This is a genomic window from Olsenella uli (assembly GCF_016899935.1).
Classification (GTDB): Bacteria; Actinomycetota; Coriobacteriia; order Coriobacteriales; family Atopobiaceae; genus Thermophilibacter; species Thermophilibacter uli_B.
Map to the genome: position 1 here is coordinate 80,836 of NZ_JACJJK010000008.1, position 24,121 is coordinate 104,956.

At 69.8% G+C, this 24,121-nt stretch carries 19 protein-coding genes; 10 read left to right on the forward strand and 9 right to left on the reverse strand.

Going from position 1 to position 24,121, the window contains the following annotated elements:
* The first annotated feature begins 3 nt into the window (after window positions 1–3).
* The 6 genes from H6A07_RS08125 to H6A07_RS08150 all read left to right on the forward strand — a co-directional run bounded on the left by H6A07_RS08125 (window position 4) and on the right by H6A07_RS08150 (window position 6,236).
* Complete coding sequence (locus tag H6A07_RS08125) at window positions 4–1,785, forward strand: phosphotransferase (RefSeq protein ID WP_204814424.1); 1,782 nt, start codon at window positions 4–6, stop codon at window positions 1,783–1,785.
* Window positions 1,782–2,717, forward strand: coding sequence for a DMT family transporter (locus tag H6A07_RS08130; RefSeq protein WP_204814425.1), 936 nt, complete (start codon window positions 1,782–1,784; stop codon window positions 2,715–2,717). Before H6A07_RS08125 ends, H6A07_RS08130 begins: the two co-directional genes overlap by 4 nt.
* Before the next feature lie 14 nt (window positions 2,718–2,731).
* Window positions 2,732–4,543, forward strand: a complete 1,812-nt coding sequence (locus tag H6A07_RS08135; RefSeq protein WP_204814426.1) for a phosphotransferase — start codon at window positions 2,732–2,734, stop codon at window positions 4,541–4,543.
* An 18-nt stretch (window positions 4,544–4,561) separates the two neighbouring features.
* The gene (locus H6A07_RS08140) at window positions 4,562–5,242 is read left to right on the forward strand and encodes a glycosyltransferase family 2 protein (protein WP_204814427.1); all 681 of its coding nucleotides are present in this window, start codon (window positions 4,562–4,564) and stop codon (window positions 5,240–5,242) included.
* Between the two features lie 5 nt (window positions 5,243–5,247).
* Window positions 5,248–5,574: a DUF2304 domain-containing protein gene (locus H6A07_RS08145; protein WP_204814428.1), complete on the forward strand. Its 327-nt coding sequence runs from the start codon at window positions 5,248–5,250 to the stop codon at window positions 5,572–5,574.
* Between the two features lie 164 nt (window positions 5,575–5,738).
* Window positions 5,739–6,236, forward strand: coding sequence for a type II toxin-antitoxin system HicB family antitoxin (locus H6A07_RS08150; protein ID WP_204814429.1), 498 nt, complete (start codon window positions 5,739–5,741; stop codon window positions 6,234–6,236).
* Here H6A07_RS08150 and H6A07_RS08155 read toward each other — a convergent pair.
* The 3 genes from H6A07_RS08155 to H6A07_RS08165 form a co-directional block, all read right to left on the reverse strand.
* Window positions 6,198–8,225, reverse strand: a complete 2,028-nt coding sequence (locus tag H6A07_RS08155; protein ID WP_204814430.1) for a DUF6541 family protein — start codon at window positions 8,223–8,225, stop codon at window positions 6,198–6,200. The genes H6A07_RS08150 and H6A07_RS08155 overlap by 39 nt on opposite strands.
* A gap of 25 nt (window positions 8,226–8,250) precedes the next feature.
* Complete coding sequence (locus tag H6A07_RS08160; protein ID WP_204814431.1) at window positions 8,251–8,649, reverse strand: hypothetical protein; 399 nt, start codon at window positions 8,647–8,649, stop codon at window positions 8,251–8,253.
* Window positions 8,650–8,905: 256 nt separating this feature from the next.
* Window positions 8,906–12,109: an ATP-binding cassette domain-containing protein gene (locus tag H6A07_RS08165; protein ID WP_204814432.1), complete on the reverse strand. Its 3,204-nt coding sequence runs from the start codon at window positions 12,107–12,109 to the stop codon at window positions 8,906–8,908.
* A 203-nt stretch (window positions 12,110–12,312) separates the two neighbouring features.
* Here H6A07_RS08165 and H6A07_RS08170 point away from each other — a divergent pair, with 203 nt between their 5' ends.
* Entirely contained in the window at window positions 12,313–12,567 is a 255-nt protein-coding gene (locus H6A07_RS08170; RefSeq protein WP_204814433.1) for a DUF4160 domain-containing protein, read from the forward strand.
* Window positions 12,568–12,581: 14 nt separating this feature from the next.
* A complete protein-coding gene (locus H6A07_RS10340; RefSeq protein WP_204814434.1) occupies window positions 12,582–12,818 on the forward strand; it encodes a DUF2442 domain-containing protein in 237 nt (78 codons plus the stop codon).
* Window positions 12,819–12,860: 42 nt separating this feature from the next.
* Here H6A07_RS10340 and H6A07_RS08180 read toward each other — a convergent pair whose 3' ends face one another.
* The 6 genes from H6A07_RS08180 to metK form a co-directional block, all read right to left on the reverse strand.
* Complete coding sequence (locus tag H6A07_RS08180; protein ID WP_204814435.1) at window positions 12,861–14,183, reverse strand: transcription antitermination factor NusB; 1,323 nt, start codon at window positions 14,181–14,183, stop codon at window positions 12,861–12,863.
* Complete coding sequence (gene fmt, locus H6A07_RS08185; protein ID WP_204814444.1) at window positions 14,183–15,097, reverse strand: methionyl-tRNA formyltransferase; 915 nt, start codon at window positions 15,095–15,097, stop codon at window positions 14,183–14,185. Before fmt ends, H6A07_RS08180 begins: the two co-directional genes overlap by 1 nt.
* A 51-nt stretch (window positions 15,098–15,148) precedes the next feature.
* Entirely contained in the window at window positions 15,149–15,697 is a 549-nt protein-coding gene (def, locus tag H6A07_RS08190) for a peptide deformylase (RefSeq protein ID WP_204814436.1), read from the reverse strand.
* Between the two features lie 43 nt (window positions 15,698–15,740).
* Complete coding sequence (gene priA / locus H6A07_RS08195) at window positions 15,741–18,044, reverse strand: replication restart helicase PriA (protein WP_204814437.1); 2,304 nt, start codon at window positions 18,042–18,044, stop codon at window positions 15,741–15,743.
* Window positions 18,045–18,353: 309 nt separating this feature from the next.
* Complete coding sequence (locus H6A07_RS08200) at window positions 18,354–19,214, reverse strand: protein phosphatase 2C domain-containing protein (RefSeq protein ID WP_204814438.1); 861 nt, start codon at window positions 19,212–19,214, stop codon at window positions 18,354–18,356.
* A gap of 14 nt (window positions 19,215–19,228) precedes the next feature.
* Window positions 19,229–20,509 carry a methionine adenosyltransferase gene (gene metK / locus H6A07_RS08205; protein ID WP_204814439.1) on the reverse strand — a complete coding sequence of 427 codons (1,281 nt, stop codon included), beginning with the start codon at window positions 20,507–20,509 and terminating at the stop codon, window positions 19,229–19,231.
* A 248-nt stretch (window positions 20,510–20,757) separates the two neighbouring features.
* On the opposite strand from metK, the gene gltX reads away from it, so the two are divergent.
* On the forward strand, window positions 20,758–22,230 hold the full coding sequence (gene gltX / locus H6A07_RS08210) for a glutamate--tRNA ligase (RefSeq protein WP_204814440.1): 1,473 nt from the start codon (window positions 20,758–20,760) through the stop codon (window positions 22,228–22,230).
* Between the two features lie 46 nt (window positions 22,231–22,276).
* Window positions 22,277–23,881, forward strand: a complete 1,605-nt coding sequence (gene sdaAA / locus H6A07_RS08215) for an L-serine ammonia-lyase, iron-sulfur-dependent, subunit alpha (RefSeq protein ID WP_204814441.1) — start codon at window positions 22,277–22,279, stop codon at window positions 23,879–23,881.
* Window positions 23,882–24,121 lie beyond the last annotated feature (240 nt).

Sequence of the window (24,121 nt, forward strand, 5' to 3'; positions counted from 1 at the left end):
GACATGTCCCTCACCAAGAGCGAGTTCAAGGTCCTGCAGGCGCTCTCCGACACGGGCGAGCCGCTGACGCAGCGCGACCTGGCCGAGACCTGCGGGCTCTCCCTGGGCACGGTCAACTCCGCCGTCCAGTCCTGCAAGCAGGCCAGCCTCGTCGAGGACGGCCGCATCACCGAGCGGGGCATCGAGGCGCTCGAGCCCTACCGCGTACGCAACGCCGTCATCATGGCCGCCGGCCTCTCCAGCCGCTTTGTTCCCCTCTCCTACGAGCGCCCCAAGGGCATGCTCCGCGTGCGCGACGAGGTCCTTATCGAGCGCCAGATCAAGCAGCTGCTCCGGCGCGGCATCTCCGACATCACCGTGGTCGTGGGCTACAAGAAGGAGTACTTCTTCTACCTTGCCGCCAAGTTTGGCGTGAAGATCGTGGTGAACGACCAATACGCGGAGCGCAACAACTCCTGGACGCTCTGGCTCGTGCGCGAGCAGCTCGGAAACACCTACGTGTGCTCCTCCGACGACTACTTCACCGTGAACCCCTTCGAGCGCTACGTCTGGAAGTCCTACTATGCCTCGGAGTACGTCGCCGGTTCGACCGAGGAGTGGTGCATCGAGACTGGGCCCAAGGACCGCATCACGGGCGTGACGATCGGCGGCCACGACTCGTGGGTCATGCTCGGCCACGTCTACTTTGACCGTGCCTTCTCCGAGCGCTTCGTACCCCTGCTCGACGAGGCCGTCGCGCGTCCGGAGAACGCGGGCAAGCTCTGGGAGTCCATCTATGCCGAGAACCTCAAGGCACTCGACATGGAGATCAAGCGCTACCCCGAGGGCGTCATCCATGAGTTTGACTCGCTCGCGGAGCTGGAGAAGTTTGACCCCGACTTCATCGAGAACGTTGACTCCGAGATCTTTGACAACATCGTGAGCGTGCTCGGCTGCGCCCGCGAGAGCATCGTCGACTTCTACCCAATGAGCCTGGGCCTCACCAACCTCTCCTGTCACTTCCGCGTGGGAGATGACGAGTACGTCTACCGCCACCCGGGCGTGGGAACCGAGAAGTTCATGAACCGCGTCGCCGAGACGCAGGCCAACACGGTTGCGCGAGAGCTCGGCGTCGACCGGACGTTCATCCACGAGGACGAGCGGAAGGGTTGGAAGATCTGTCGCTTTGTCCCGAACGCCCACACGCTCGATCCCACCGACCCCTCCCAGGTCAAGCGGGCGATGGAGCTGTGCCGCCGCTTCCACGAGTCGGGGGCGACCATCGACTCCGAGTTCGACTTCTTCTCGGACGGCGTCGGGTACGAGAACCTCCTCAAGACCCACGGCCCCATCGACATACCCGGTTACTTTGAGCTTCGTGACAAGATCGTGCGCCTCAACGACTTCTCCGCCGCAGACGGCTATGGTCTCTGCTTCAGTCACAACGACTACCTGCCGCTCAACTTCCTCTTTGACGAGGAGGGCGACATCGACGTCATCGACTGGGAGTTCGCGGGGATGTCCGACCCCGGCAACGACTTTGGCACCTTTGTCATCTGCAGCGAGTACGACCAGAAGCAGGCTGACGAGGCGCTCGCCTACTACTTTGGGCGCACCCCGACCTTCGAGGAGTGCAGGCACTTCTGGTCGCGCGTCGTCCTCGGAGGATGGTGCTGGTACGTCTGGGCACTCGAGAAGGAGGCAGAGGGCGCCGGGGTCGGCGAGTGGCTCTACATCTATTACAGCTATGCCACCAACTACGTCGACATGGTGCTCGACTGGTACGAGAACGGAGAGGCGGCATGATTCACGGAGTTGCGGCGGCGATCACCTGGGCGCTCGATACGGTCATCCTGAGCATCGCACTCTCCAACGCCGCCTTTGTCTCGACACCCCAGGCCATAGCGCTCGCGTCGTTCACGAGCACCTTCCTCCACGATGCGAGCTCCGCGGTGTTCTCCTTCCTCTACATGGCCGCCCGCAGAAAGCTCGCCCAGACGTGGAAGACGATTCGCTCGCGCGAGGGCCTCGTCATCGTTGGGGCGGCGCTGATTGGCGGCCCCGTCGGCATGACCGGCTACGTCCTCGCGATCAACAACATCGGCGCCGCCTACACGGCGGCGATCTCCGCGTTCTTCCCCGCCTACGGTGCCTTTCTCGCCACCGTCTTTCTGAAGGAGCGCATGCACGCCTACCAGTGGGTCGGCCTCCTTGCATGCGTGGCCGGCGTCGCCGCCCTGGGCTACTCCCCTGTCGACGCAATCCCCGGGGACTGGACGCTCGGCATCATCGGCTCGCTCGTCTGCGTCTTTGGCTGGGGCACCGAGGCCGTGGTCATAGACTGGGGCCTGCGCAACGCAAGCGTGGACGACGAGTGCGCCATGCAGATCCGCCAGACGACCTCGGCCGTCACCTACGCCCTCGTGATCATCCCGCTGCTCGGCGGTTGGGGTTGCACGCTCGACATCATCGCGAGCAGCGCGATGCCCGTCATCGCACTCGCCGCCCTTCTCGGCACGGTCTCCTACCTCTGCTACTACCGCGCCATCGCCAAGATCGGCGCCTCTCGCGCCATGGCGCTCAACATCACCTACTCCGCATGGGCAATTCCCTTCTCGCTCCTGCTCCTAGGCACCATGCCCGACCCGCGCGGCATCGTGTGCGCCATCGTCATCATCCTGGGCGCCATCACCGCCGCGGCGGACTTCCGCGAGCTGTTTGGGACCGAGAAGGACTAGGTAGGGACGGCAGCATGTCGCTCACAAGAGACGAGTTCGAGGTCCTCCGCGCGCTCTCCTCGACGGGGTCGCCCTCGGGACCAGACGACCTTGCGGGACTCGCTGACCTCACCGGCAACGCGGCGCAGTCCGCCATCCGCTCCTGCAAGCAGGCCGGCCTCGTCGAGGACGGCCGCATCACCGAGCGAGGCATCGAGGCGCTCGAGCCCCACCGCGTGAGAAACGCCGTCATTCTGGCGGCAGGCCTCTCCAGTCGCCTTGTCCCCCTCTCCTACGAGCGCCCCAAGGGGATGCTCCGCGTGCGAGGGGAGGTTCTTATCGAGCGACAGATAGAGCAGCTGCTCAGACGCGGCATCTCGGACATCACCGTGGCGGTGGGCTACAAGAAGGAGTACTTCTTCTACCTGACCGCAAAGTACGGTGTGAAGATCGTGGTGAACGACCAATACGCGGAGCGCAACAACTCCTGGACGCTCTGGCTCCTGCGCGAGGGGCTCGGCAACACCTACGTCTGTTCCTCGGATGACTACTTCACCGTGAACCCCTTCGAGCGCTACGTCTGGAAGTCCTACTACGCGGCGGAGTACGTTGACGGAAAGACGAGCGAGTGGTGCCTCTCCGCCTGTGAGGACGGCCGGATCACGGGCGTCACCGTCGGCGGGAGCGACTCGTGGGTCATGCTGGGTCATGCGTACCTCGACCGGGCGTTCTGCGAGCGCTTTGTGCCGATGCTCGATGAAGAGATAAGGCGCGCCGGGTCCGAGGACGAGCTCTGGGAGTCCGTCCTCGTCCGTAACGTCGGGTCACTCGACATGGAGGTCAGGCGCTACCCCAAGGGCGTCATCCACGAGTTTGATTCCCTCGCCGAGGTCGAGGGCTTTGACCCGGAGTTCATCGACAACGTTGACTCCCGGATCTTTGACAACATCATGGGCGTGCTCGGGTGCTCCCGTGAGGAGATTCGTGACATCTACCCCCTCAAGCAGGGACTCACCAATCTCTCGTGCCACTTCGCGACCGATTCTGGGGAGTGGGTCTACCGCCACCCCGGCGTGGGCACCGAGTTGCTCATCGATCGCTCCGGGGAAGTCGCGGCGCTCGAGACCGCGCGCCGGCTCGGCATAGATGACACCTTCGTCTTTGAGGACTCGAAGCGCGGGTGGAAGATCTCTCGATTTGTCCCAAACTCACGCCAGCCCGACCCGCACGACCCGGACCAGCTCGCACGGATGATGCGCATGGGGCGCGAGCTGCATGAGAGCGACGTATCCGTCGCACGTCATTTTGACTTCTATGAGGAGGCAAAGCGTTACGAGGGCCTGATCCTTGAGAAGGGCCCTATCAACATCCCCGGCTACGCCGAGATGTCCGCCAAGGTGGACCGGCTCGAGGCGCACGTCAGGGCGGACAACGCCCGCGTCTGCCTCTGCCACAACGACTTCTTCTACATGAACTTCCTGATCGACGAGGACGAGAAGTACTACCTCATCGACTGGGAGTACGCCGGCATGAGCGACTATGCCAACGACTATGGCACCTGCGTCGTCTGCTGCGAGCTCACCGAGGCCGAGGCCCTGCGGGCCCTCGGCGAGTACCTTGGCCACGCACCGGAGCCGGAGGAGGTCAGGCACTGCCTGGCGCACGTCCAGCTCGCCGGCTGGTGCTGGTACCTGTGGTCGCTGCTCAAGGAGGCGGAGGGCGACTTCGTGGGCGAGTGGCTCTACATCTACTTCCGCTATGCGGATGAGTATCTGGACAAGACACTTGCGCTCTATGAGGGAGAGAAGCCCTTGGGCTATACTCATGGCGCTGACGTGACATCCTAGACCCCCACCTGGAGCACCATGCGCGTACTTGCCATCATCCCTGCCTACAACGAGCAGGAGTCCATCGTGTCCACGGTCGAGGAGTTTCTCGCCGCCAACACGGGATGCGACTACGTCATCATCAACGACGGCTCCTCGGACGCGACCGAGGCCATCTGCAGGGAGCACGGCTACAACTACGTCACCCACCCCACCAACCTCGGCCTCACGGCGGGGTTCCAGACGGGCGTCCGCTACGCGCTAGCCCACGGCTACGACGCCGTCATCCAGTTTGACGCCGACGGCCAGCACGTGCCCGAGTATATCCCCTCCATGGTCTTGGAGATGGAGCGCACGGGGGCCGACATCGTGATCGGCTCGCGCTTTGTGAGCGAGCGCAAGTCCTTCTCGGCCCGCATGATCGGCTCGAGGCTGCTGAGCACCCTGATCAGGCTCACGACCGGCCAGCGCATCACGGACCCGACCTCGGGAATGCGCCTCTACGACCAGGCGATGATGCGGGAGTTTGCGCGGCGCTTTGACTTTGGCCCGGAGCCCGACTCGGTTGCCTACCTCATGCGGCGCGGCGCGAAGGTCCGCGAGGTCCAGGTGGAGATGCGCGAGCGCGAGGCCGGCGAGTCCTACCTCAACCTGCGCCGCTCCATCTCCTACATGGCCCGCGCCTGCACGTCCATCCTCCTCGTCCAGTGGTTCAGGTGATCTGCATGAACGGCCCCCTGAGAATCGCCCTCATCGTCTGCGCGGCCCTCATCCTGCTCTTTGTGCTGCGCAGGATCCGCAAGTCCAGCCTGGAGATCACCGACTCGATCTTCTGGCTCTTCATCGTCGCCATCCTGCTCGTGCTCGCCGTCTTTCCCCAGATCGCCTACTGGGCATCCGACGTCCTGGGCTTTGACGCGCCGGTGAACTTCATCTTCTGCTGCGGCATCCTGGTTCTTCTCGTCCGCACGTTCACGCAGGACCAGAAGATCTGCGAGCTCAAGAAGAAGCTCGTGAGGATGGCCCAGTCCGAGGCGCTCCGAGACAAGTAGACGACCAAATACGCCACGACAGGCACCGCCCGACGCGCCATTGACGCGCGTCGGGCTTTGTCATGCCGCTCGAACCCCCAGTCCATACCGCACACCGAGCGAGACAGCTGACGTTATTCTAATGTCACTATATATTTTAGAGACATCAGGGACTGGAGGTAGAGATGCACTTTGGCGTCTATGAGTTTGAGGTATTCCAGGAGGAGGGCTGCTACGTCGCCGTCCCCTATGACATTGATGGAGCGACCCAAGGCGAGAACTTTGAGGATCTCTGTCTCATGGTGGCGGACTGGCTCAAGAAACACATCGAGGACTGGGAGATTGCCGGCAGGTGCCTGCCCAGACCAACCTTTGGCAACGCGCCGCGCCATGGCGGCACCAACATGGTCTTCGGCGTGTCCGCCGGCATCGAGACCATCGAGAAGGTGACGGCCTTGGAGGCCGCGCGCATGCTCGGCGTCACGCAGGGACGCGTTTCGCAGATGGTCGGCGCCGCGCGGCTCTACGGCTGGAGGGAGGGGCGCAACTCCTACGTCTCTCTTGATTCCGTCCGCGCCCGCCTTGCCGAGAGGCCTCGCGCGGGTCGGCCGCGCAAGGCGCACGTTGGGCCGAGCGCGCCCCCATCAGACGATGCGGTAGAGCCGCATGTCGCCCTCGGCTAGGACGACCTCGACGCCGGGGTTGCTGTCGTCGAGCGCCAGGAAGCCGGCCCAGTCGGCGTCGACGTAGGGCTTGAACGCCGCCGCCATCTCCTCCTGGTCGCGGTCGAGCACGAGCACGTACTCGGCGCCGGACTCCTCGATCGCCTGCCGCGCGAGCGGGTCCGTGCCGGCGAGCCCGGCCGCGAGGCGCGTGCGCAGGACGCGGCTCGCCTCGCTCTCCAGGCCGTCCTCGTCAGAGGCGCCGTAGCCCGACATGTAGCGCCAGTACACGTTCATGCCGCTCACCCCGTAGGCGTAGGCGGAGCCGTCGTAGGGCTGGTTGAGCACCACGGCGTCGCGCCCTGTGACCTCGAGGGCGCGCTCCACGAAGGCGATCTTCTCCGCGTCGTAGCCCAGGTGGCGCGACGTGTCGTTCTTCTCGGCCATCTCCTGGGCAAGGGCGTAGAAGTTGTCCGGGTGCGAGGAGGCCGGCACGCCCAGACGGCAGCGCAGCGCGGGCAGGTAGAGGCCCACCGCGAAGACGGCGATCAGCACCGGCGACACGAGCGCGTCCGCACGCGGGTGACCGGCGAACAGGCGGTGCCCGCAGCGCACGAACTCGTAGAGGCCGCGCGCGGCAAGCGGCACGGCAAAGAGCGCCGCCATCGCGGCCATGCGGTAGGGGTCGGTGTACCAGAAGCCGGCGAGGAGGGTCTTGAGCGGGGTGTCGATCCCGCCCGCCACGACGAAGGCGAGCGCGGAGAACGAGAACGGCACCACGAGCCAGCGCAGGCGCGCGGTCACGCAGGCCGAGACAAAGCCCACGACGACGAGCAGGCGCAGCGCGTAGCGCGGTGGGCCGGCGCCGAAGGAGAGGTCAAAGACGCCGTCGACGGCGTTCTGAAAGCTCGTCACCGGCGGCCAGTAGTACCCCACCACCCCGGCGAGAAACGGCAGGTTGAGCATGACCGCCCAGAGCGCGACCACGAACGCCGCCCAGAGCGCGACCCACGCCGTGGCACGTCGGCGGCGCTCCCCCCGGCCGCGTCGCCACTCGAAGATGCGCCAGCCGCACCACGGGGCCAGGAAGACCGCGGCCGAGAAGACCGAGTTGGGCTGCGCGAGGTAGAGCGCCGCGCCGCCGACGACGAAGACCACGCCGGAGATGACGCGCGCGCGGAGGTCGACCCCGCGCGCCGCGACGCCCATGAACGAGGCGATCACGGTGGGCAGCAGCGCGAACGAGAAGAGGTTGGGGTAGAGCGTCCAGCGCGGGATGAGGTTCCAGGGGATCGACGGGAAGGCGAGGCAGACGAGCGCGCCGAGCGCCGCGACGCGCGGCTCGCGGCCAAAGACGCGCAGCAGCATGAGGTAGACGCCCGCCGGCATGACCACCGCGCACGCGGCGGCGTTGACGGCGTTGGCGGCGCAGGTCACGGAGACACCGAGGGCGTCCACCAGCATGACGGCGATGAGATGCCAGCCCTCGGGGTAGTAGTGGGCAGCCGAGGGAAGCGGGTCAATCGCGGCGGACGCGCCTGGGTAGTACGTGACGGAGAGCGTCGACCACACCCGCGACTGCTCCATGCTGCGGACCATGTTGAAGTGGGCCACGTTGTCCCACGCCTCGACGAAGGAGTCCGGGGTGGGCAGGTTGGCGACGAGCACGAGGCCGGTGACGGCGACGCCCACGAGCACGCAGGCCCCCATCGCCGCCAGCTCGTGGCGCTGGGCGACACCGGGGGGCGCCGGCCGGCGGGCGGGTCTCAGGCGCCAGGCGAGCAGAACGGCCCCGAGCAGCAGCGGGGGCACCACCATGAGCGCCGTCGACGCCGGGACGCCGAGCAGGGCGAACAGGATTCCCAGCGCGCCGTAGAGGACCACCGAGACGAGCGGGGCGCTGCCGAGCGCGACGGTCGGACGGGCGCCGAGGGCGAAGAGCAGCAGCGCGCCGGGCACGACGAGCAGCACGGACGCGAGCGCGAAGGCGAGCCAGAACGTGAGCCACATGGGTCAGGCCTCGGGCAGGCGGCGATCAGCGGCCGGAGAAGAGCTCGGCGTCGAGGGCGACGAGCTCGGCGGGGGCCTCGGCGGGGTCGCAGCCGAAGGACTCCGCCACGGCGCGCGCCTGGAGGCGGCGCAGGCCCGCCGCGTCCTCGTCGCCGGCACGCTCGTAGAGGCGCGCAAGCCGGTCGAGCGCGTAGCAGACGTAGGAGGCGACAGAGTCGCCCATGCCGGAGAGCACCATCATCGTGACGAGCGAGTCGGGCGCGAGGGCGAGCGCGGTCTGCGGGTCGAGCTCCAGCAGCTCGCCGATCTCGCGCTCCGTGGCGACGAGACCGTCCTTCTCGCCCAGCGCCGCGAGCCGCAGCGCGCGCGAGACGCCCTCGACGAACTGACCGACGATCTCCAGCACGTAGTCCCTCTGCAGCATGTGCGCTCCTCTCGACGGCTCACAGCATAGCGCAGGTCCGCAGCGGAGTGCGACGGGAGCTGACGGTAACGGGCTCGAGTGGGCGCTCGCGAAGCTCGTCGGCCCCAACGAGCACGTACGTGCAAAGTTTCGCATGTCAAGCCGACCGGCCCGCTCGCCGAGACGGAGCGTTTGCAGAAAACATCGCCAAAAACCGGAAAGTTTTCCGCATTTGCTCCGTCTCGGCGAAATTGGAGGCGAGAAGAGCCGCGCTCCCCTACTCGCTGCGGAGGGCCTCGACGGGGTCGCGGCGGCTGGCCGCGCTCGACGGGATGAGGCCCGCCACCAGCGTGAGCGCGACCGAGATGCACACGAGCACCACGGCCGAGCCCGCCGGCAGGTTCATGATTCCCTCGACGTCAAAGGTCTTGGCCACGAAGGCATTCACCGGCAGCGACACGCCCACCACCACGGCGATGGCAAAGACGCCCGAGATCAGGCCCTCGATGAAGGTCTCCGCGTTGAAGACGCTCGCGACGTTTCGCTTGGAGGCGCCGATCGCGCGCAGGATGCCGATCTCCTTCTTGCGCTCGAGCACGCTGATGTAGGTGATGATGCCGATCATGATCGAGCTCACCACGAGCGAGATGCTCACGAACGCGATCAGCACGAGCGAGATCATGTTCACGATGTCCGTCACGCTGCCCATGATGATGCCCATGTAGTCCGTGTAGGTGATCACGCCGTCGTCGTTGCCGGCGGCGCGCTGCTCGTCGTTGTAGGCGTCGATGACGCCGAGCACGTGCTCCTTGGCCTCGAAGTCACGCGGGTAGATCTGGATCGCGGCCGGGTCGTCCGGCGTGGCGTAGCCGAGCGTCTGGAGGTTGTTGTCGTAGGTCAGCTGGGACGCGTTGGCGTAGCTCTCCATGAGCGAGGCGAGGTCCTCCGCGTCCATGTTGAAGTGGATGGAGCTGGCGAGGGCCTGGCCGTCCACGGAGAAGGCGCTCTGGAGCTGCGCGAGGCCGCCGGCCACCTGATCGGCGTACTGGGCGAGCAGCTGCGCCATCGCGCTCTGGAGCTGGGCGGAGACGGCGGCGCCGATCTGCTCGGACATCTGCTGCATGAAATCCTGCAGGTACGGCGCGAGGTCGTTTGAGACGTAGTCCGCCAGGATCTCCTGGACGCGCTCGCGCACGGCGGGGCCGGCGACCTCCTCGATCTGGGCGAGAAGGGCCTGGGCGTCGTCGGTGGCGAGGTAGCGCGCGAGGGCGTCGGAGAGCTCCTGCACGAAGTCGGGGTCGTCCGGGGAGAGGCCGCCGCCGAGCGATCCCATGAAGCCGCGCACGAGGTCGAGGCCGAGGTTCGCGACCTGCTCGACCTGGTCGGGCGTGAGCGTGGGGTCGGCGAGCTCGTCGTCCAGGATCGCCGAGAAGTTCGGTGCGGGGGCGCCCGCGACGAGCGACTCCACGTCGATCTGGTCGGCCACGCCCGAGAGGTCCACGGAGAGCCCAGAGAGGTCCAGGCCCGACGGGTCGAAGGCGCCCTGGAGCGCGCTCGTGTCGAACGAGAAGGCCGAGCGCAGGCCGTCCTCGTCCACGGAGAAGAGGCTCCCCAGGTCAACGCCCTGGCGCGCCTCCTCCTGCAGCGTGTCGAAGGACTTGCCGGTGAAGACGTCCGTCTCGTGGTCCGCGAGCTGCTGCTGGACGATGTCCGAGCTCGCGGCGCGCTCCATGAGCTCCTGCGTGAGCGCCGGCGTGTAGGCGATGCCGGCGGAGAGCGCCTTGGCGTCAGAGCTCTCGTTGGGTCGCACGACGCCAACGACGTGCAGGTCAAGGCCATTGTCGACGGCCTGCGCCACAAAGTCGGCGTCGTCGGCCATGTTGGTCCAGCCGCCCGTCTCGGCGTTCTTCCGGTAGAGGTCGGCCGGGCTCAGCACGCGGAAGTCCAGCGCGAGCGCGTCATCGTAGGTGAAGTCGACCTCGCCCTGCTCGATGTCGGTCTCCCCCGCCGTGCCGCTCATCGCCGAGCTCACCATCTCGGTGAGGTCGGCCGGGTCGAGCACGCCGATGCCGTAGAGCGTGTAGTCGGAGATGCGGCCGCTCTGCGTGAGCACGAGCACGCACTCGTCGGCGGCGGTGGCCCAGCGGCCGGCCACGACGTCGTACTGCGACTCGAGGAGCTCCTGGTCGTCGATCATCTCGTTGAAGACGGACATGCCGCCGCCCGTCATACCCGCCGTAGCGGTGCCGGACGCGCCGCCGGTCATGGCCGTGGAGAGCGCGTTGGGGTTGAGCTGGACCGCACCGTCCGTGGTATCGGCCTTGTAGACAAGCGGCGTGAGGCCGTAGTCGTACTGTATGGCGTTCACGTACTCGTCCAGGTCGTCGGGATCGGACTCGAGGTAGCTCTTGAGGCCGGAGAGGTCGTTGGAGCCCACGGTGGCAAACATGTCCGTGAGCATCATGAACTCGGGGATCTGGTCCGGGTCGTCGTCCTTCTCGCCCGCCGCGTCGTCACCGGCGTCCTCAGAGAGCATGCCGGAGACGTCCATACTCTGCTTGGTGATCGAGAGCGGGTAGCTGGAGAGGGTGTCCTCCTCCACGCGGGCGATGTAGTCGTTGACGCCGTTGGCCAGGGCGAGGATCGCGGCGATGCCGATGATGCCGATCGAGCCCGCGAAGGCCGTCATGATGGTGCGGCCCTTCTTGGTCATGAGGTTGTTGAACGAGAGGCCGAGCGCGGTGAGGAAGCTCATCGAGGTCCGACGGGCGGGCTTGGCCTCGCGGCGCGGCGCCTCGGCGGGGTCGAAGGGGTCGGAGTCCGCCGTGATGTGGCCGTCGGCGAGCTCCACGATGCGCGTGGCGTACTGGTGGGCGAGCTCGGGGTTGTGCGTGACCATGACCACGAGACGATCCTGCGCGACCTCCTTGAGCAGGTCCATGACCTGCACGGACGTCGCGGAGTCGAGGGCGCCGGTGGGCTCGTCGGCGAGCAGGATCTCCGGGTCGTTGATGAGGGCGCGAGCGATGGCCACGCGCTGCATCTGGCCGCCGGAGAGCTGGCTCGGGCGCTTGTTCACGTGGTCGGCGAGGCCCACGCGCGCGAGGGCGTCCAGCGCGCGACGGCGGCGCTCGGCACGGCCCACGCCGGAGAGCGTGAGCGCGAGCTCAACGTTGGCGAGGATGGTCTGGTGCGGGATGAGGTTGTAGCTCTGGAAGACGAAGCCGATGCGGTTGTTGCGGTAGGCGTCCCAGTCGCGGTCCTTGTACTCGCGGGTGGAGATGCCGTCGATCACGAGGTCACCGTCGTCAAAGTGGTCGAGGCCGCCCACGATGTTGAGCATCGTGGTCTTGCCGGAGCCGGACGGGCCGAGCACCGCCACGAACTCGCTGTCACGGAAGGCCACGGAGACGTGGTCGAGCGCGACCTGCGTGAAGCCGGTCGTGACGTAGCGCTTGGAGATGTCCTTGAGCTCGAGCATGGGCGGTCCTTCCGGGCGTGCGGTGGCGCGGCAAACGCTGTTAACGTTACCCAAAACGTGGCGCGGGATGCACCGCTCTTCTCGGCTTCAGCGCGAATTCACGGAGCTGAGGACGCTGCGCCGGTACGCGATACGAGCTCGCGACGGACGTACCAGCACCGCGCACCGTGTAGTATAAAGATGCCAATCGAGGAGGTGGTTCCGTGCCCGCCATCAGCATGTTCTACGGAATCGTGATCTACCTGTACTACCAGGACCACATGCCGCCACATTTTCATGCGCGGTACCAAGGCGAGGAAGCCTGCTTCACCTTTGACGGGGAGCTCCTCGAGGGCGACTTCCCTAACAAGCAGTCCAAGCTGGTCGCCGCATGGGCCGTACTGAACTCCGAGGAGCTCGAGGCTGACTGGGAGCTCGCCCGAAACAAGCAGGAGCTCTTCCGCATCAAGCCGCTCTAGGAAGGGGGTACGTCGTGAGGTTCAACGTGAGAAACGCCTGGGCAGTCGATGACACGACGCTCTACCTGGAGTTTCACGACGGACGCAGGGGAACGTACGACATGTCGCCCCTCATAGGGACGGGCGTGTTCGAGAAGCTCTCCGACCCGGAGGAGTTCCGCGCGGCACGGTCGGACGGGTTTACCGTGGTCTGGCCCTGCGGCGTGGACATCTCGCCTGAGGAGCTCTACGAAAACTGCGTTGCGTCGTAGGGCGCCAGGTGCCCGGTGCAGGAGCGCACCACCTGCGACGGGTCAGCAACGTCGCAGCTGCGCGTGGAAGTGGGTGTCGGTGGCGGCGGGGGTCTCGGTGAGGGACGAGCGCACGAGCTCGAAGGCTGCGCCGACGGGGCTGGCGAGAAACGCCTGGATGACGGCGTCATTCTCCTCGGCGAGGATCGAGCAGGTGGCGTAGACGAGCCGGCCGCCGGGGGCCACGCGCGCGGCGGCCGAGGCGAGCAGCTCCGCCTGGAGGGCGGCCAGCTCGGCGGGCGCGGTCGGCGTGAGCGACCAGGCGATCTCCGGGTGACGGGAGAGCGTCCCGGTCCCGGAGCAGGGCGCGTCGAGAAACACGAGGTCAAAGGTGCCGAGGTCATCGGGCAGCACGCGGCCGTCGGCGCAGACGCAGCGGACGTGGCCCGCGACGCCGGCCTCCCCCATGCGCCGCGCGGCAAGCTCGGACTTGCGCGGCGAAACCTCGACGGCCGTGACCTCGCACGGACCCCCGGCGGCGACCGCCGCGCCCTCGAGCAGCAGCGTCTTGGTGCCGCGCCCCTGGCCCACCTCGAGCACGCGCTCGCCAGGCGCCGGGGCGCACGCGAGCGCGACCTCCTGGGCCGCGAGGTCGCACGGCATCACGTCCACGCGCTCGACCAGGCCGGACGGGGCGAGCCGCGCGGGCGCCCCCAGCAGGAAGGAGCCCGGCAGCGGCCCCGCCTCCGGCTCGCACCCCGCCTTCTCGAGAATGTGGAAAAGGGACTGTCCCCCTTCCACAGGGCGCGCGCGGTTGGCGGCGACCCAGGCGCCCGCCGGCTCGAGCGCGCCCGTGGCCCACGCGGCGGCGCGCGCGGGCCCGAGCGAGGCGAGCGCGCGCTCGGCGAGCCACTGCGGAAGGGCCCCAACGAGCGCGAGGTCAGCGGCATCAAACGCACCAGCCGCAACGCGCTCGCGCGCCGCAGCCATAGCCGCGACGTCCTTCTCGGCCACACGCCGCAGCACGGCGTTGGCGAGGCCCGCCGCCCGGGGCGCGACCGCGCGGACGAGCTCCACGCCCTGGCTCACGGCGACGTCGCCGCGCGTGCCCAGGTAGACGAGCTCGAAGGCGGCCAGGCGCAGGGCGTCGCGCACGCGCGGCTCGAGCTTTGCCCCACGCCGCAGATGGGCGTCAATCAGGGCGTCGAGCGCGCCCTCGGCGGCGGTCGCCCCCATCACGAGGCGCGTGACCAGCCCCCGATCGCGCTCGTCCAGCTGAGCCAGCTCCTGCGCGCCCCGCAACAGGTCGCGCGCCCGCGCGCCCCGCCGGCGGCGCTCGCCGAGAAGCGCGCACGCCATCCGGCGGGCTGGCGCGAGCCGCGCCACTACGCCCGCTCCCAGGCGAGGCCGTCGCCGCGCAGGCCCGCAGCCCACGCGCCGGCCTCCATCTCGCGCTTGCCGTCCGGCTTCACGCGCAGCACCTCGAGGGAGCCGTCCGCGCAGCCCAGCCACACGCGCCCGTGCGCCGCGACCACGGTGCCGGCCGCCACGTCCTTCTCGCCCGCCCGCGCCGCGCACACGCGCACGCCGCGCCCGGCCACCGCGCAGCGGGCCGGGGCCGTGTCACCGGACGCCCGCACGCGCAGCGCGTTGACGCGCGCATCGTCGATCGGGTCCAGCAGCAGCTCCGCCTTCGAGATCTTTGCCGCGTGCGTCACGAGCGCCTCGTTCTGCTCGACCCATACGGCCGTGCCGTCCACCACGGACGGCAGCGTCTCCACCAGAAGCTCCGCGCCCGCGCGCGCGAGCTCGGCCGTGAGCTCCTCGGCGTCCTTCACCGCGACCGCCACGCGTGCCTGCGCGCAGTAGGCGCCCGTGTCCACGCCGTGGCCGATCCGCATGATGGAGACGCCCGTCTCGGCGTCGCCGGCCAGGATCGCGCGCTGGATCGGCGCCGCCCCGCGCCAGCGCGGCAGAAGGCTCGCGTGCACGTTCACGCACCCGGCGGGCGCCATCGTGAGCACCTCGTCGGGCAGGATGCAGCCGTAGGCCGCCACGCAGAAGACGTCGGCCGCCGCGGCGCGCAGGGCGTCCGCCACCTCGGGCGTGATCCGGGCTGCCTCCAGCACGGGAAGCCGCAGCTCGAGCGCGCGCGCCTTCACCGGCGACGGCTCCAGCCGCCTCCCCCGACCGCGCACCGCGTCCGGCCGTGTGAGCACGAGCGCCACGTCGCACGCCTCGGCCAGCGCCTCGAGCGACGGCACGGCAAAGTCCGGCGTCCCCATGAAGACGACGCGCAGCCGGCGCCCGGACGGCACCCCAGCGTTCTTCTCGCCAGCCATGTGACCCCCCTACTCGACCTCGGTCTCGCCCGGCTTGGCACCGGCGGCGAGCGCCGCCTCGTACTCGCGCTCGGCCTCGGCGCGCGCCATCGGCGCCAGGTGATCGAACATCGTCACGCCGTGGACGTGGTCGATCTCGTGCTGCAGGCAGACGGCCATGAGGTTGTCCGACGCCTCGTACTGCATGAGGTCGCCGTCTAGGTTGCGGGCGCGCACGACCACGTGGCTCGGGCGGCTCACGCGCACGCTCACGCCCGGGAAGGAGAGGCAGCCCTCGGAGCCCTCCTTCTCCGGGCCGTCGGCGGTCACGATCTGGGGGTTGATGAGCACGTAGGGGTTCTTCTTGGAGCCCTTGCCGGCCCAGTCCACGTCGATGACCACGATCTGGCGCATCTCGCCGATCTGGGGGCCGGCCAGGCCGCAGCCGTCTGCGGCGTACATGATCTTGAGCATGCGCTTGGCCAGGGCGCGCACCTCGTCGTCGATCTTCTCGACGGGCGCGCACTCCTGCGCGAGGCGCGGGTCGGGCGAGAGCACGATGTCTTCGAGTTCTTTCACGGTCCCTCCTTCTGGCGGGCGGCACGGCCGGCGCGCGGCGTGCCTACATGAGGTCGTAGGCGTCAATATCCACTGCCATGTTACTACCCGGGCGGCGCGTGAGGCCCGCGACGCACGCGCCGAGAAGGCCGCCGAGGTCGGCGTCAGCCGGCGCCTTCACCATCACGTGTCGGCGGACGCGGTCCTTCACGCGGGCCTTGACGCAGTCGGCCGGGCCCAGGACCTCCCAGCCCGGCACGCCCGCCACGCGCCCGCGCACGGCGGCGGCGAGCTCGTCGCAGGTGGCGCGCACGTCCCGCTCGCTGCGGCCCCACACGACCACGTTGGCGAGCCGCCCGAACGGTGGGTAGCCGGCCTCGGCGCGGTCCGCGAGCTCGGCGTCCAGGAAGACCGAGCGGTCGTGGGTCGCCACGGCGCGCATGGCGGGGTGCGTGGCCCACCAGGTCTGCACAACAACCTCGCCGGGGCGGCCGCCGCGCCCCGCGCGCCCGGCGACCTGCTCCAGGAGGTCGTAGGTGCGCTCGGCGGCGCGGAAGTCGGGCAGCTTGAGCATCGTGTCCGCGTTGATCACGCCCACGAGCGTGACCTCGGGGAAGTCGAGGCCCTTGGCGATCATCTGCGTGCCCACGAGCACCGCGCACTCCGCCGCGTCAAAGCGCTCGAGCAGGCGCTGGTGGGCGCCCTTGGCGCGCGTGGTGTCCGCGTCCATGCGGATGACCTCCACGTCCGGCGGCAGGAGCATGGCGAGCTCGTCCTCCACGCGCTGCGTCCCCACGCCGAAGGCCGCGAGATAGCGGCTCCCGCAGTTGGGGCAGGTCGTGGAGGGGTCCGGGTAGGCGCGCACGGGCCAGCTGCGCCCGCAGCTGTGGCACGCGAGCAGGTGGCCGCGCTCGTGGTAGGTGAGCGCGGTCGAGCAGTGCGGGCACTCGGGCACGCAGCCGCACTCGCGGCACATGAGGAAGTTCGCGAAGCCGCGCCGGTTGAGCAGCAGCACCGCCTTCTCGCGACGGCGGGCGACGTCGAGCAGGGCGTCCCTCAGCGGGGCCGAGAAGATCGAGCGCCCGCCGCCGCGAAACTGCTCCGCCATGTCCACGACCGTCACGCGCGGCAGGACGGCAGCGCCGGGGCGCTCCGGCATCTCGACGCGGGTCCAGCGGGCGCCGCGGAACTCGCCGGCCCGGCAGCGCTCGAGGCTCTCGAGCGACGGCGTGGCGGAGCCCAGCACGAGCGCCGCGCCGCGCAGGCGGGCGAGCTCGGCCGCGACCTCGCGCGCGTGGTAGCGCGGCGACTTGTCCTGCTTGTAGGAGCCCTCGTGCTCCTCGTCGATGATGATGAGACCGGGGTCCGCGAGCGGCGCGAAGAGCGCCGAGCGAGCGCCGACCACCACGCGCGCGGCGCCGCTGCGGACGAGGTCCCACTGGTCGAAGCGCTCGCCGGCCGAGAGGCGGCTGTGCAGCACGGCCACCTCGTCGCCGAAGCGGCTGCGGAAGCGGCCGACGGTCTGGGCCGTGAGGGAGATCTCGGGCACGAGCACGAGCGCGCCGCGCCCGTCCGCGAGCGCGCGCTCGATGGCGGCGAGGTAGACCTCGGTCTTGCCGGAGCCGGTGACGCCGTCCACGAGCACGACGTCGCCGCGCGCGGCGGCGCGGGCCTCGTCGATGGCGGCGAGGGCGGCGCGCTGGCCGGCGGTGAGGCGCTCCGGGCGCGGCGCGGCGGCCGAGGAGAGCGTGGTGGCCTCCGCGCCCCGGATCCGCCGCCGGGACTCCACCGCCACGACGCCGCGCCGCTCGAGGGCGGTCACGGCGGAGGCGGCGCCGGGGATCGTGGCGGAGAGCTCGGCCACGCGCTGGGGGCCGGCGAGCAGGGCCTCGATCACGGCGCGCTGGCGCGAGGCGGTCCGGGCGGGCGTGAAGTCGTTCGCGGCGGGGGTGAGGCTCGCCCAGCGGTCGTCCACGGCGCCGGCGCGCTCGGTCTGCAGCTCCCAGGGGGCGTCCGGCGCGGCGCGCGTCACGCGCACCTTCTGGCCGGGCGCGAGCAGCGGCCGGACGGCCTCGCAGAGCGGGCAGGCGTACTCGCCCGCCATCCAGGCGGCGAGCCGCGCGGCCGTCTCGTCAAAGGCGCTCGGCGCGAGGACCTGCTCGAGCGGGCGGATCTTCTCGGCCGGCACGCCCTCGGGCGGCTCGTCGCGCAGGGCGACCACGTAGCCCACCGCCGCCCGGCGCGCAAAGGTCACGAGCACCGTAGCGCCGACCGCAGCCCCGTCGGCGAGCTCGTCCGGCACGACGTAGGTGTACGCGCCGTCGAGCTGGCGCGTGGGTATGTCGAGCACGACGCTCGCGTAGGGCATGGGCGACGGGCCTCCGTTCTTCTCGGCACTTGCGGGGTTTATTGTACCCGGGGCCGGGCGCGTCTTGGAATCTCCGGGGTTGTTCCGGCGGTGTCTAGGAATTCGCGGGGTTGCGCGGGGCGCGGCGGGCGCGAGGTGCGCACGGGTGGCGATTTCCGGAATCAGCCCGCGCAACGTCGCCGTTTCCTAGAATTTCTGCCGAGAAGAACGCGGATGGCGCGGCAGCGCGGGACAAGGACGCGGATTTCCGGACGCGCTCGGAACAAGGTCCCCGATTCCCGGAAGCCGCCGGGACACGCCCGGCGAATTCTAGAAACCCAGCCAGAAGAGGCTCGCGTCGTCGCCGACCTTCATGCGCGGGAACCGCGTGAGCCGGTCGTCCTCCGCCTCGAGCACGCGCATCCGGTCGCAGAGCTCGAGGGCCGCGAGGTACGTGGCGCCGCGCATCCACTCCCCGAGCGACGCGAGCCCGTACTGCCCGAACGCGCGGAAGAGCCCATCGCTCATGCCGGCCACGGCGGCCACCTCGGCGCGCGGCAGCGTGAGGCGACGGGCATGGGCGAGCCCGGCTCCGCTCGGGTCCAGGCACCAGTAGCCGCCCGGCGCGTTGCGCAGGCGCCGGTTGGCAAGGACCTCGTCGCGCACGAGGGCGCGCCGCTCGGCCACGGTGAGGTCACGCCCGACGGAGCGCTCCAGCATGAGCTCGACGACGCGGGCGTCCAGCGCCTCGAGCGCCTCGTCGGTGGAGACGACGAGCTCGCCGGAGCGGAGAAGGACCACGAGCGGCGAGTCCCCCAGGCCCCAGAGCTCCACGTCCTTCTCGCCCGCCACCGCGAGCGCGAGCGTGGCCGAGGGGACCGCCGCAGGGTCGAGCGAGTCCGCCGGGCGCCCCAGCACACGCTCGAGCTCGGCGCGCGCGGCGTCGGTCGCGTCAACGAGCGCCTGCTCGGGAGGCGTGCCGGCCTCCAGCGCCCGGCACAGCGCCGCGCCCGTCGAGTGCGAGAGCCACTGCGCGTTGGTCGAGAAGCGCGCCGAGACGGCCGGCAGCTCCACGAGCCCCGTCGCCCCGTCGATCACGACGCCGTACGCGCCGCCGCCCGGCAGCGTCCCCGCGTACGCGAAGTCCTCGTTGGCGGCGTTGCCTCGGTCCGTGAAGGAGAAGTGTCGCACGGCGGGAGACCCGACTACCTCAGCGCGTCGACGGCGGCGCGGAGCTCGTCCACACGGTCGGTGCGCTCCCAGGTGAAGTCCGGGTCCTCGCGGCCGAAGTGGCCGTACGCGGCGGTCTTCTCGAAGATCGGGCGACGCAGGCCCAGGTCGCGGATGATCGCGCCGGGCCGCAGGTCGAAGACCCGCTCCACGGCCGCCTCGATCTTCTCGTCCGACACGGTGCCGGTGCCGAAGGTGTCCACCATGATGGAGAGCGGGTGGGAGACGCCGATCGCGTAGGCCAGCTGGATCTCGCAGCGGTGCGCGAGGCCCGCCGCCACCACGTTCTTGGCCACCCAGCGCGCGGCGTAGGCGGCCGAGCGGTCGACCTTGGTGCAGTCCTTGCCGGAGAAGGCGCCGCCACCGTGGCGGCCCATGCCGCCGTAGGTGTCAACGATGATCTTGCGGCCGGTGAGGCCCGTGTCGCCCATCGGCCCGCCCACCACGAAGCGCCCGGTGGGGTTCACGTAGATGGTGGCGTTGTCCCAGGCGATGCCCGCAGCGTCCAGCACCGGCGCGATCACGTGGGCCACCATGTCCTCGCGCACGGCGTCCATGCTCGCCACCGCCGCGTCGTGCTGCGTGGAGACCACGACGGCCGTGACCTCCACGGGACGGTCGTCCTCGTAGCGCACCGTGACCTGGGTCTTGCCGTCCGGCCGCAGGTAGGGCACCGTGCCGTCCTTGCGCACGGCGGCCAGGCGCTCGGCCATGCGGCTCGCCAGGTAGTGCGGCATGGGCATGTAGACGCTCGTCTCGTCCGTGGCGTAGCCGAACATCATGCCCTGGTCGCCCGCGCCCACGAGGTCGAGCGGGTCCGTGGTGCGGCCGGCCTGCGCGTCATATGACTCGTCCACGCCGGCCGCGATGTCCGGGCTCTGCTCGTGGATCATGTTGATGACGCCGCAGGTCTCCGCGTCGAAGCCGTACTTGGCGCGGTCGTAGCCGATGCGGCGGATCACGTCGCGCGCGATCGTCTGGACGTCCAGGTAGGCCTCGGTGCGCACCTCGCCGGCCACGACCACCGTGCCCGTGGTCACGAAGGTCTCGCACGCGCAGCGGACGTTGTCCACGTTGGCGGGGGTGCCGGACGGCGAGACGTAGCCGGCGGCCTGGAGCTCGGCCTCCTTGGCGAGAAGCGCGTCCAGGATGGCGTCGGAGACCTGGTCGCAGATCTTGTCCGGGTGGCCCTCGGTGACGCTCTCCGAGGTGAAGAGGTAGCTGCGCGGTGCGGTGGAACGATTCGTGGTGGTCATGGCTGTCCTTTCTACGACTCCGGCGGCCGTTGCCATTCCGCCGGGCTGGCCCATACATGATACCCGCGCGCCCGGACACCATTTCCGACTGCGCGGTCTCGTCACATTTGGGGCCGCGCGCGGGGCCTGCGGCGGACCGGCGAGAAGGGCGGCGGGCCTCGGGTGCGGGGCGGCTCGGGACGCGACCGTTCTTCTCGCCCGCGCTATACTTGCTCCTGTATGTGACGAGTGACCCAGAGAGGAACCCCATGTCCGAGACCCCCGTTCGCGTGCGCTTTGCGCCCTCCCCCACCGGCAAGCTCCACGTGGGCGGCGCACGCACCGCGATCTACAACTGGGCCTTCGCCCGCGCCAACCACGGCACCTTCATCCTGCGCATCGACGACACGGACCCCACGCGCTCGACCGAGGAGAACACCCAGATCATCCTGCGCGCCATGCGCTGGCTGGGGCTCGACTGGGACGAGGGCCCCGAGGTCGGCGGCCCGTACGGCCCCTATAAGCAGACCGAGCGCGCCCAGCTCTACCGCGACGCCGCCCAGCGCCTGTGGGACGAGGGGAAGGCCTACCCCTGCTTCTGCACGCCCGAGCAGCTGGCGGCCGACCGCGAGGCGGCCAAGGCCCGCAAGGACCCGTTCCAGGGCTACCAGCGCCGTTGCCGCGACCTCGACCCCGAGGAGGCACGCGCCCGCATTGCCGCCGGCGAGCCCTACGTCCTGCGCATCAAGGTGCCCGAGGGCCGGGGCGACGTGGTGGTGCGCGACGCGGTCCACGGCGACGTGACCTTTGCGGCCCGCGAGCTCGACGACTTTGTCATCCAGCGCACCGACGGCACGCCGACCTACAACTTCGCCACCGTGGTGGACGACGCCGCGATGGGCATCACCCACGTCATCCGCGGCGACGACCACCTCTCCAACACCCCGCGCCAGGTCATCGTCTACGAGGCCCTGGGCGCGCCGGTTCCCACCTTCGCGCACATCTCGATGATCCTGGGCGCGGACGGCAAGAAGCTCTCCAAGCGCCACGGCGCCACGAACGTGGAGGAGTACCGCGACGCGGGCTACCTCTCCGACGCGTTTGTCAACTACCTGGCGCTTCTCGGCTGGTCGCTCGACGGCGAGACCACGATCATCCCGCGCGACGTCCTGGCCCGCGAGTTCTCGCTCGAGCACGTCTCCAAGAACCCGGCCACCTTCGACCCCAAGAAGCTCGACTGGATCCAGGCGGAGTACCTACGCACGATGGACGACGCCACGTTCGTCGAGAAGGTCATGCGCCCCGCGCTCGAGGCGGCCGGCGTGGAGCCGGGCGAGCACGACGACGCCTGGTGGGCGGCGCTGGCCCAGATCGTGAGGCCGCGCACGAAGTTCCCGGCCGACGTGGTCACGGTGACGGCCCCGGTCTTTGCCACGGCCGAGACGCTCGCCTACGACGAGAAGAGCGTGGCCAAGGGACTCGCCAAGGAGGGCATGGGCGCGGTGCTGGACGCCGCCCGCGCGGCGCTGGCGGCGCTGCCGGCCTGGGAGCCCGCCGCGATCGACGCCGCGCTGGAGCCTTTGCCCGAGGAGCTCGACCTCAAGAAGCGCCTGGTCTTCCAGGCCGTGCGCGTGGCCGTGTGCGGCAACATGGTGAGCCCGCCGCTCGGCGAGACGATGGCGCTCGTCGGCCGCGAGGACTGCCTCGCGCGCCTGGACCGCGCCCGCCCGATGGCGCTGTGACGTGGAAAAGGGACAGTCCCTTTTCCACATCCCGCTAGGAGCCCCCATGGCCGCCACGCCACAGACCCTTGCCACGACCTCGGCCTTTGAGATTCTGGGGCCCGTCATGGTGGGCCCCTCCTCGTCGCACACCGCCGGCGCCCTGCGCTGCGCGCGCGTGGCGGCCTCGCTTGTCTCGGGGCCCATCCGGCGCGTGCGCTTCACCCTGTGGAACAGCTTCGCCCACACCTACCGCGGCCACGGCACCGACCGCGCGCTCGTGGCGGGCATCCTCGGGCTGGACACCGACGACGAGCGAATCCGCGACGCCTTCGACCTCGCCCGCGCGGCCGGCATCGAGTTCGCCTTCGACGTGGCGCCCGACGACACCTCGGTTCACCCCAACACCGTCGACGTGGACATGGAGTGCGCGGACGACACGCGCTGCCAGGTTCGCGGCGAGAGCCTCGGGGGCGGTCGCATCAGGATCAGCCGCGTCAACGGCGTCGGCGTGGACATCACCGGCGCCTATGCGACGCTCTTCGTGGCGCACCGCGACGCCCCGGGGCTTCTCGCCTCCCTCACGCACCTGCTGGCGGAGGCCGAGGTCAACATCGCCTTCTGCCGCACCTACCGCACCGAGCAGGGCGGGCGGGCCTACTCAGTCTTCGAGACGGACGGCGCGCCCGCGGACGGGGTCCTTCCCCAGGTGCGGGCGCTGCGCGACGTGAGCTTCGCGACGTTCATCATGGTCCCCGGCTCCGCCTCCGCGACGGCGCCCGGCGTCACCGCGGAGGAGCTCTTCGACGACGGCGAGCAGCTGCTGGCAGCGTGCGCCGAGCGCGGGCTCTCCATCGGCGGCGTCATGGAGCTGCGTGAGCGCGGCCTCACGGGGGCGGAGCGCACCGAGACCGCCATGAGCCGCGTGATCGAGGTCATGCGCGAGGAGACGAGCGCGCCGGTCCTGGCGCCCACCCCCTCGCTCGGCGGCTTCATCGGCGGCGAGGCGCAGCTTGTGGACCGGGGCGCCGCACGATGGGCCGGCTCGCTCATGGGTGCCGTGCAGACGGATGCCGTGACCCGCGCCATGGCCGTGCTCGAGCGCTCCGCAGCGATGGGCGTCATCGTGGCCGCCCCGACGGCGGGCTCGGCCGGCGTAGTCCCCGGGTGCGTGCTCGCCGTGGCGGACGCCGTCGGCGCGGGCGAGAAGGACGTGGCGTCGGCGCTCTACTGCGCCGCGGCGGTGGGCCTCAACATCCAGACGCACGCGTGCGTGGCCGGCGCCGAGGGCGGCTGCCAGGCCGAGGTGGGCTCCGCCGCGGCGATGGCGGCCGCCGCGCTCGTGGAGCTTCTCGGCGGCACGCCGGAACAGGCGCTCACCGCCGCATCCCTGGCAATCTCCAACCTGTTGGGCCTCGTGTGCGACCCCGTGGGCGGCCTCGTCGAGGTCCCCTGCCAGGCGAGAAACGCGATCGGCGTCGCAGCGGCGTTCTCGGCGGCGCAGCTCGCGCTGTCCGGCGTGAGCTGGCTCGTGCCGTTCGACGAGGTCGTGTCCGCGATGGCCGAGGTGGGCCACGCCCTGCCCTCGCGCCTGCGTGAGACTGCGCGCGGCGGCCTGGCCGCCACGCCCGCGGCCCGGGCGGCCTGCGCCGGCTGCGGCGGCTGCGCATAGCGGGCGAGCGGCGGGCGGCGCGCTCGGTTCTTCTCGGCTGTCCGCGCCCTTCTGGGGCGCCTGCGGCGTCGCGCCGGGTCGGTTCAACATATAATGAGATGTCCGTACCCTCGTTCGAAAGGATGCCTTATGAACATCTGCCCATCCTGCGGCACCAGGTTTGACCAGAACGCGGCGTTCTGCCCCGCCTGTGGGACGCCGGTCCCCGCGTCTCAGCGGACCTGTCTCTTATACACATCT

Bases quoted from the DNA above. Each gene is read 5' to 3' on its own strand.
- H6A07_RS08125 (WP_204814424.1), top strand. From the start codon at position 4: ATGTCCCTCACCAAGAGCGAGTTCAAGGTCCTGCAGGCGCTCTCCGAC.
- H6A07_RS08130 (WP_204814425.1), top strand. From the start codon at position 1,782: ATGATTCACGGAGTTGCGGCGGCGATCACCTGGGCGCTCGATACGGTC.
- H6A07_RS08135 (WP_204814426.1), top strand. From the start codon at position 2,732: ATGTCGCTCACAAGAGACGAGTTCGAGGTCCTCCGCGCGCTCTCCTCG.
- H6A07_RS08140 (WP_204814427.1), top strand. From the start codon at position 4,562: ATGCGCGTACTTGCCATCATCCCTGCCTACAACGAGCAGGAGTCCATC.
- H6A07_RS08145 (WP_204814428.1), top strand. From the start codon at position 5,248: ATGAACGGCCCCCTGAGAATCGCCCTCATCGTCTGCGCGGCCCTCATC.
- H6A07_RS08150 (WP_204814429.1), top strand. From the start codon at position 5,739: ATGCACTTTGGCGTCTATGAGTTTGAGGTATTCCAGGAGGAGGGCTGC.
- H6A07_RS08155 (WP_204814430.1), bottom strand. From the start codon at position 8,225: ATGTGGCTCACGTTCTGGCTCGCCTTCGCGCTCGCGTCCGTGCTGCTC.
- H6A07_RS08160 (WP_204814431.1), bottom strand. From the start codon at position 8,649: ATGCTGCAGAGGGACTACGTGCTGGAGATCGTCGGTCAGTTCGTCGAG.
- H6A07_RS08165 (WP_204814432.1), bottom strand. From the start codon at position 12,109: ATGCTCGAGCTCAAGGACATCTCCAAGCGCTACGTCACGACCGGCTTC.
- priA (WP_204814437.1), bottom strand. From the start codon at position 18,044: ATGCCCTACGCGAGCGTCGTGCTCGACATACCCACGCGCCAGCTCGAC.
- metK (WP_204814439.1), bottom strand. From the start codon at position 20,509: ATGACCACCACGAATCGTTCCACCGCACCGCGCAGCTACCTCTTCACC.
- gltX (WP_204814440.1), top strand. From the start codon at position 20,758: ATGTCCGAGACCCCCGTTCGCGTGCGCTTTGCGCCCTCCCCCACCGGC.
- sdaAA (WP_204814441.1), top strand. From the start codon at position 22,277: ATGGCCGCCACGCCACAGACCCTTGCCACGACCTCGGCCTTTGAGATT.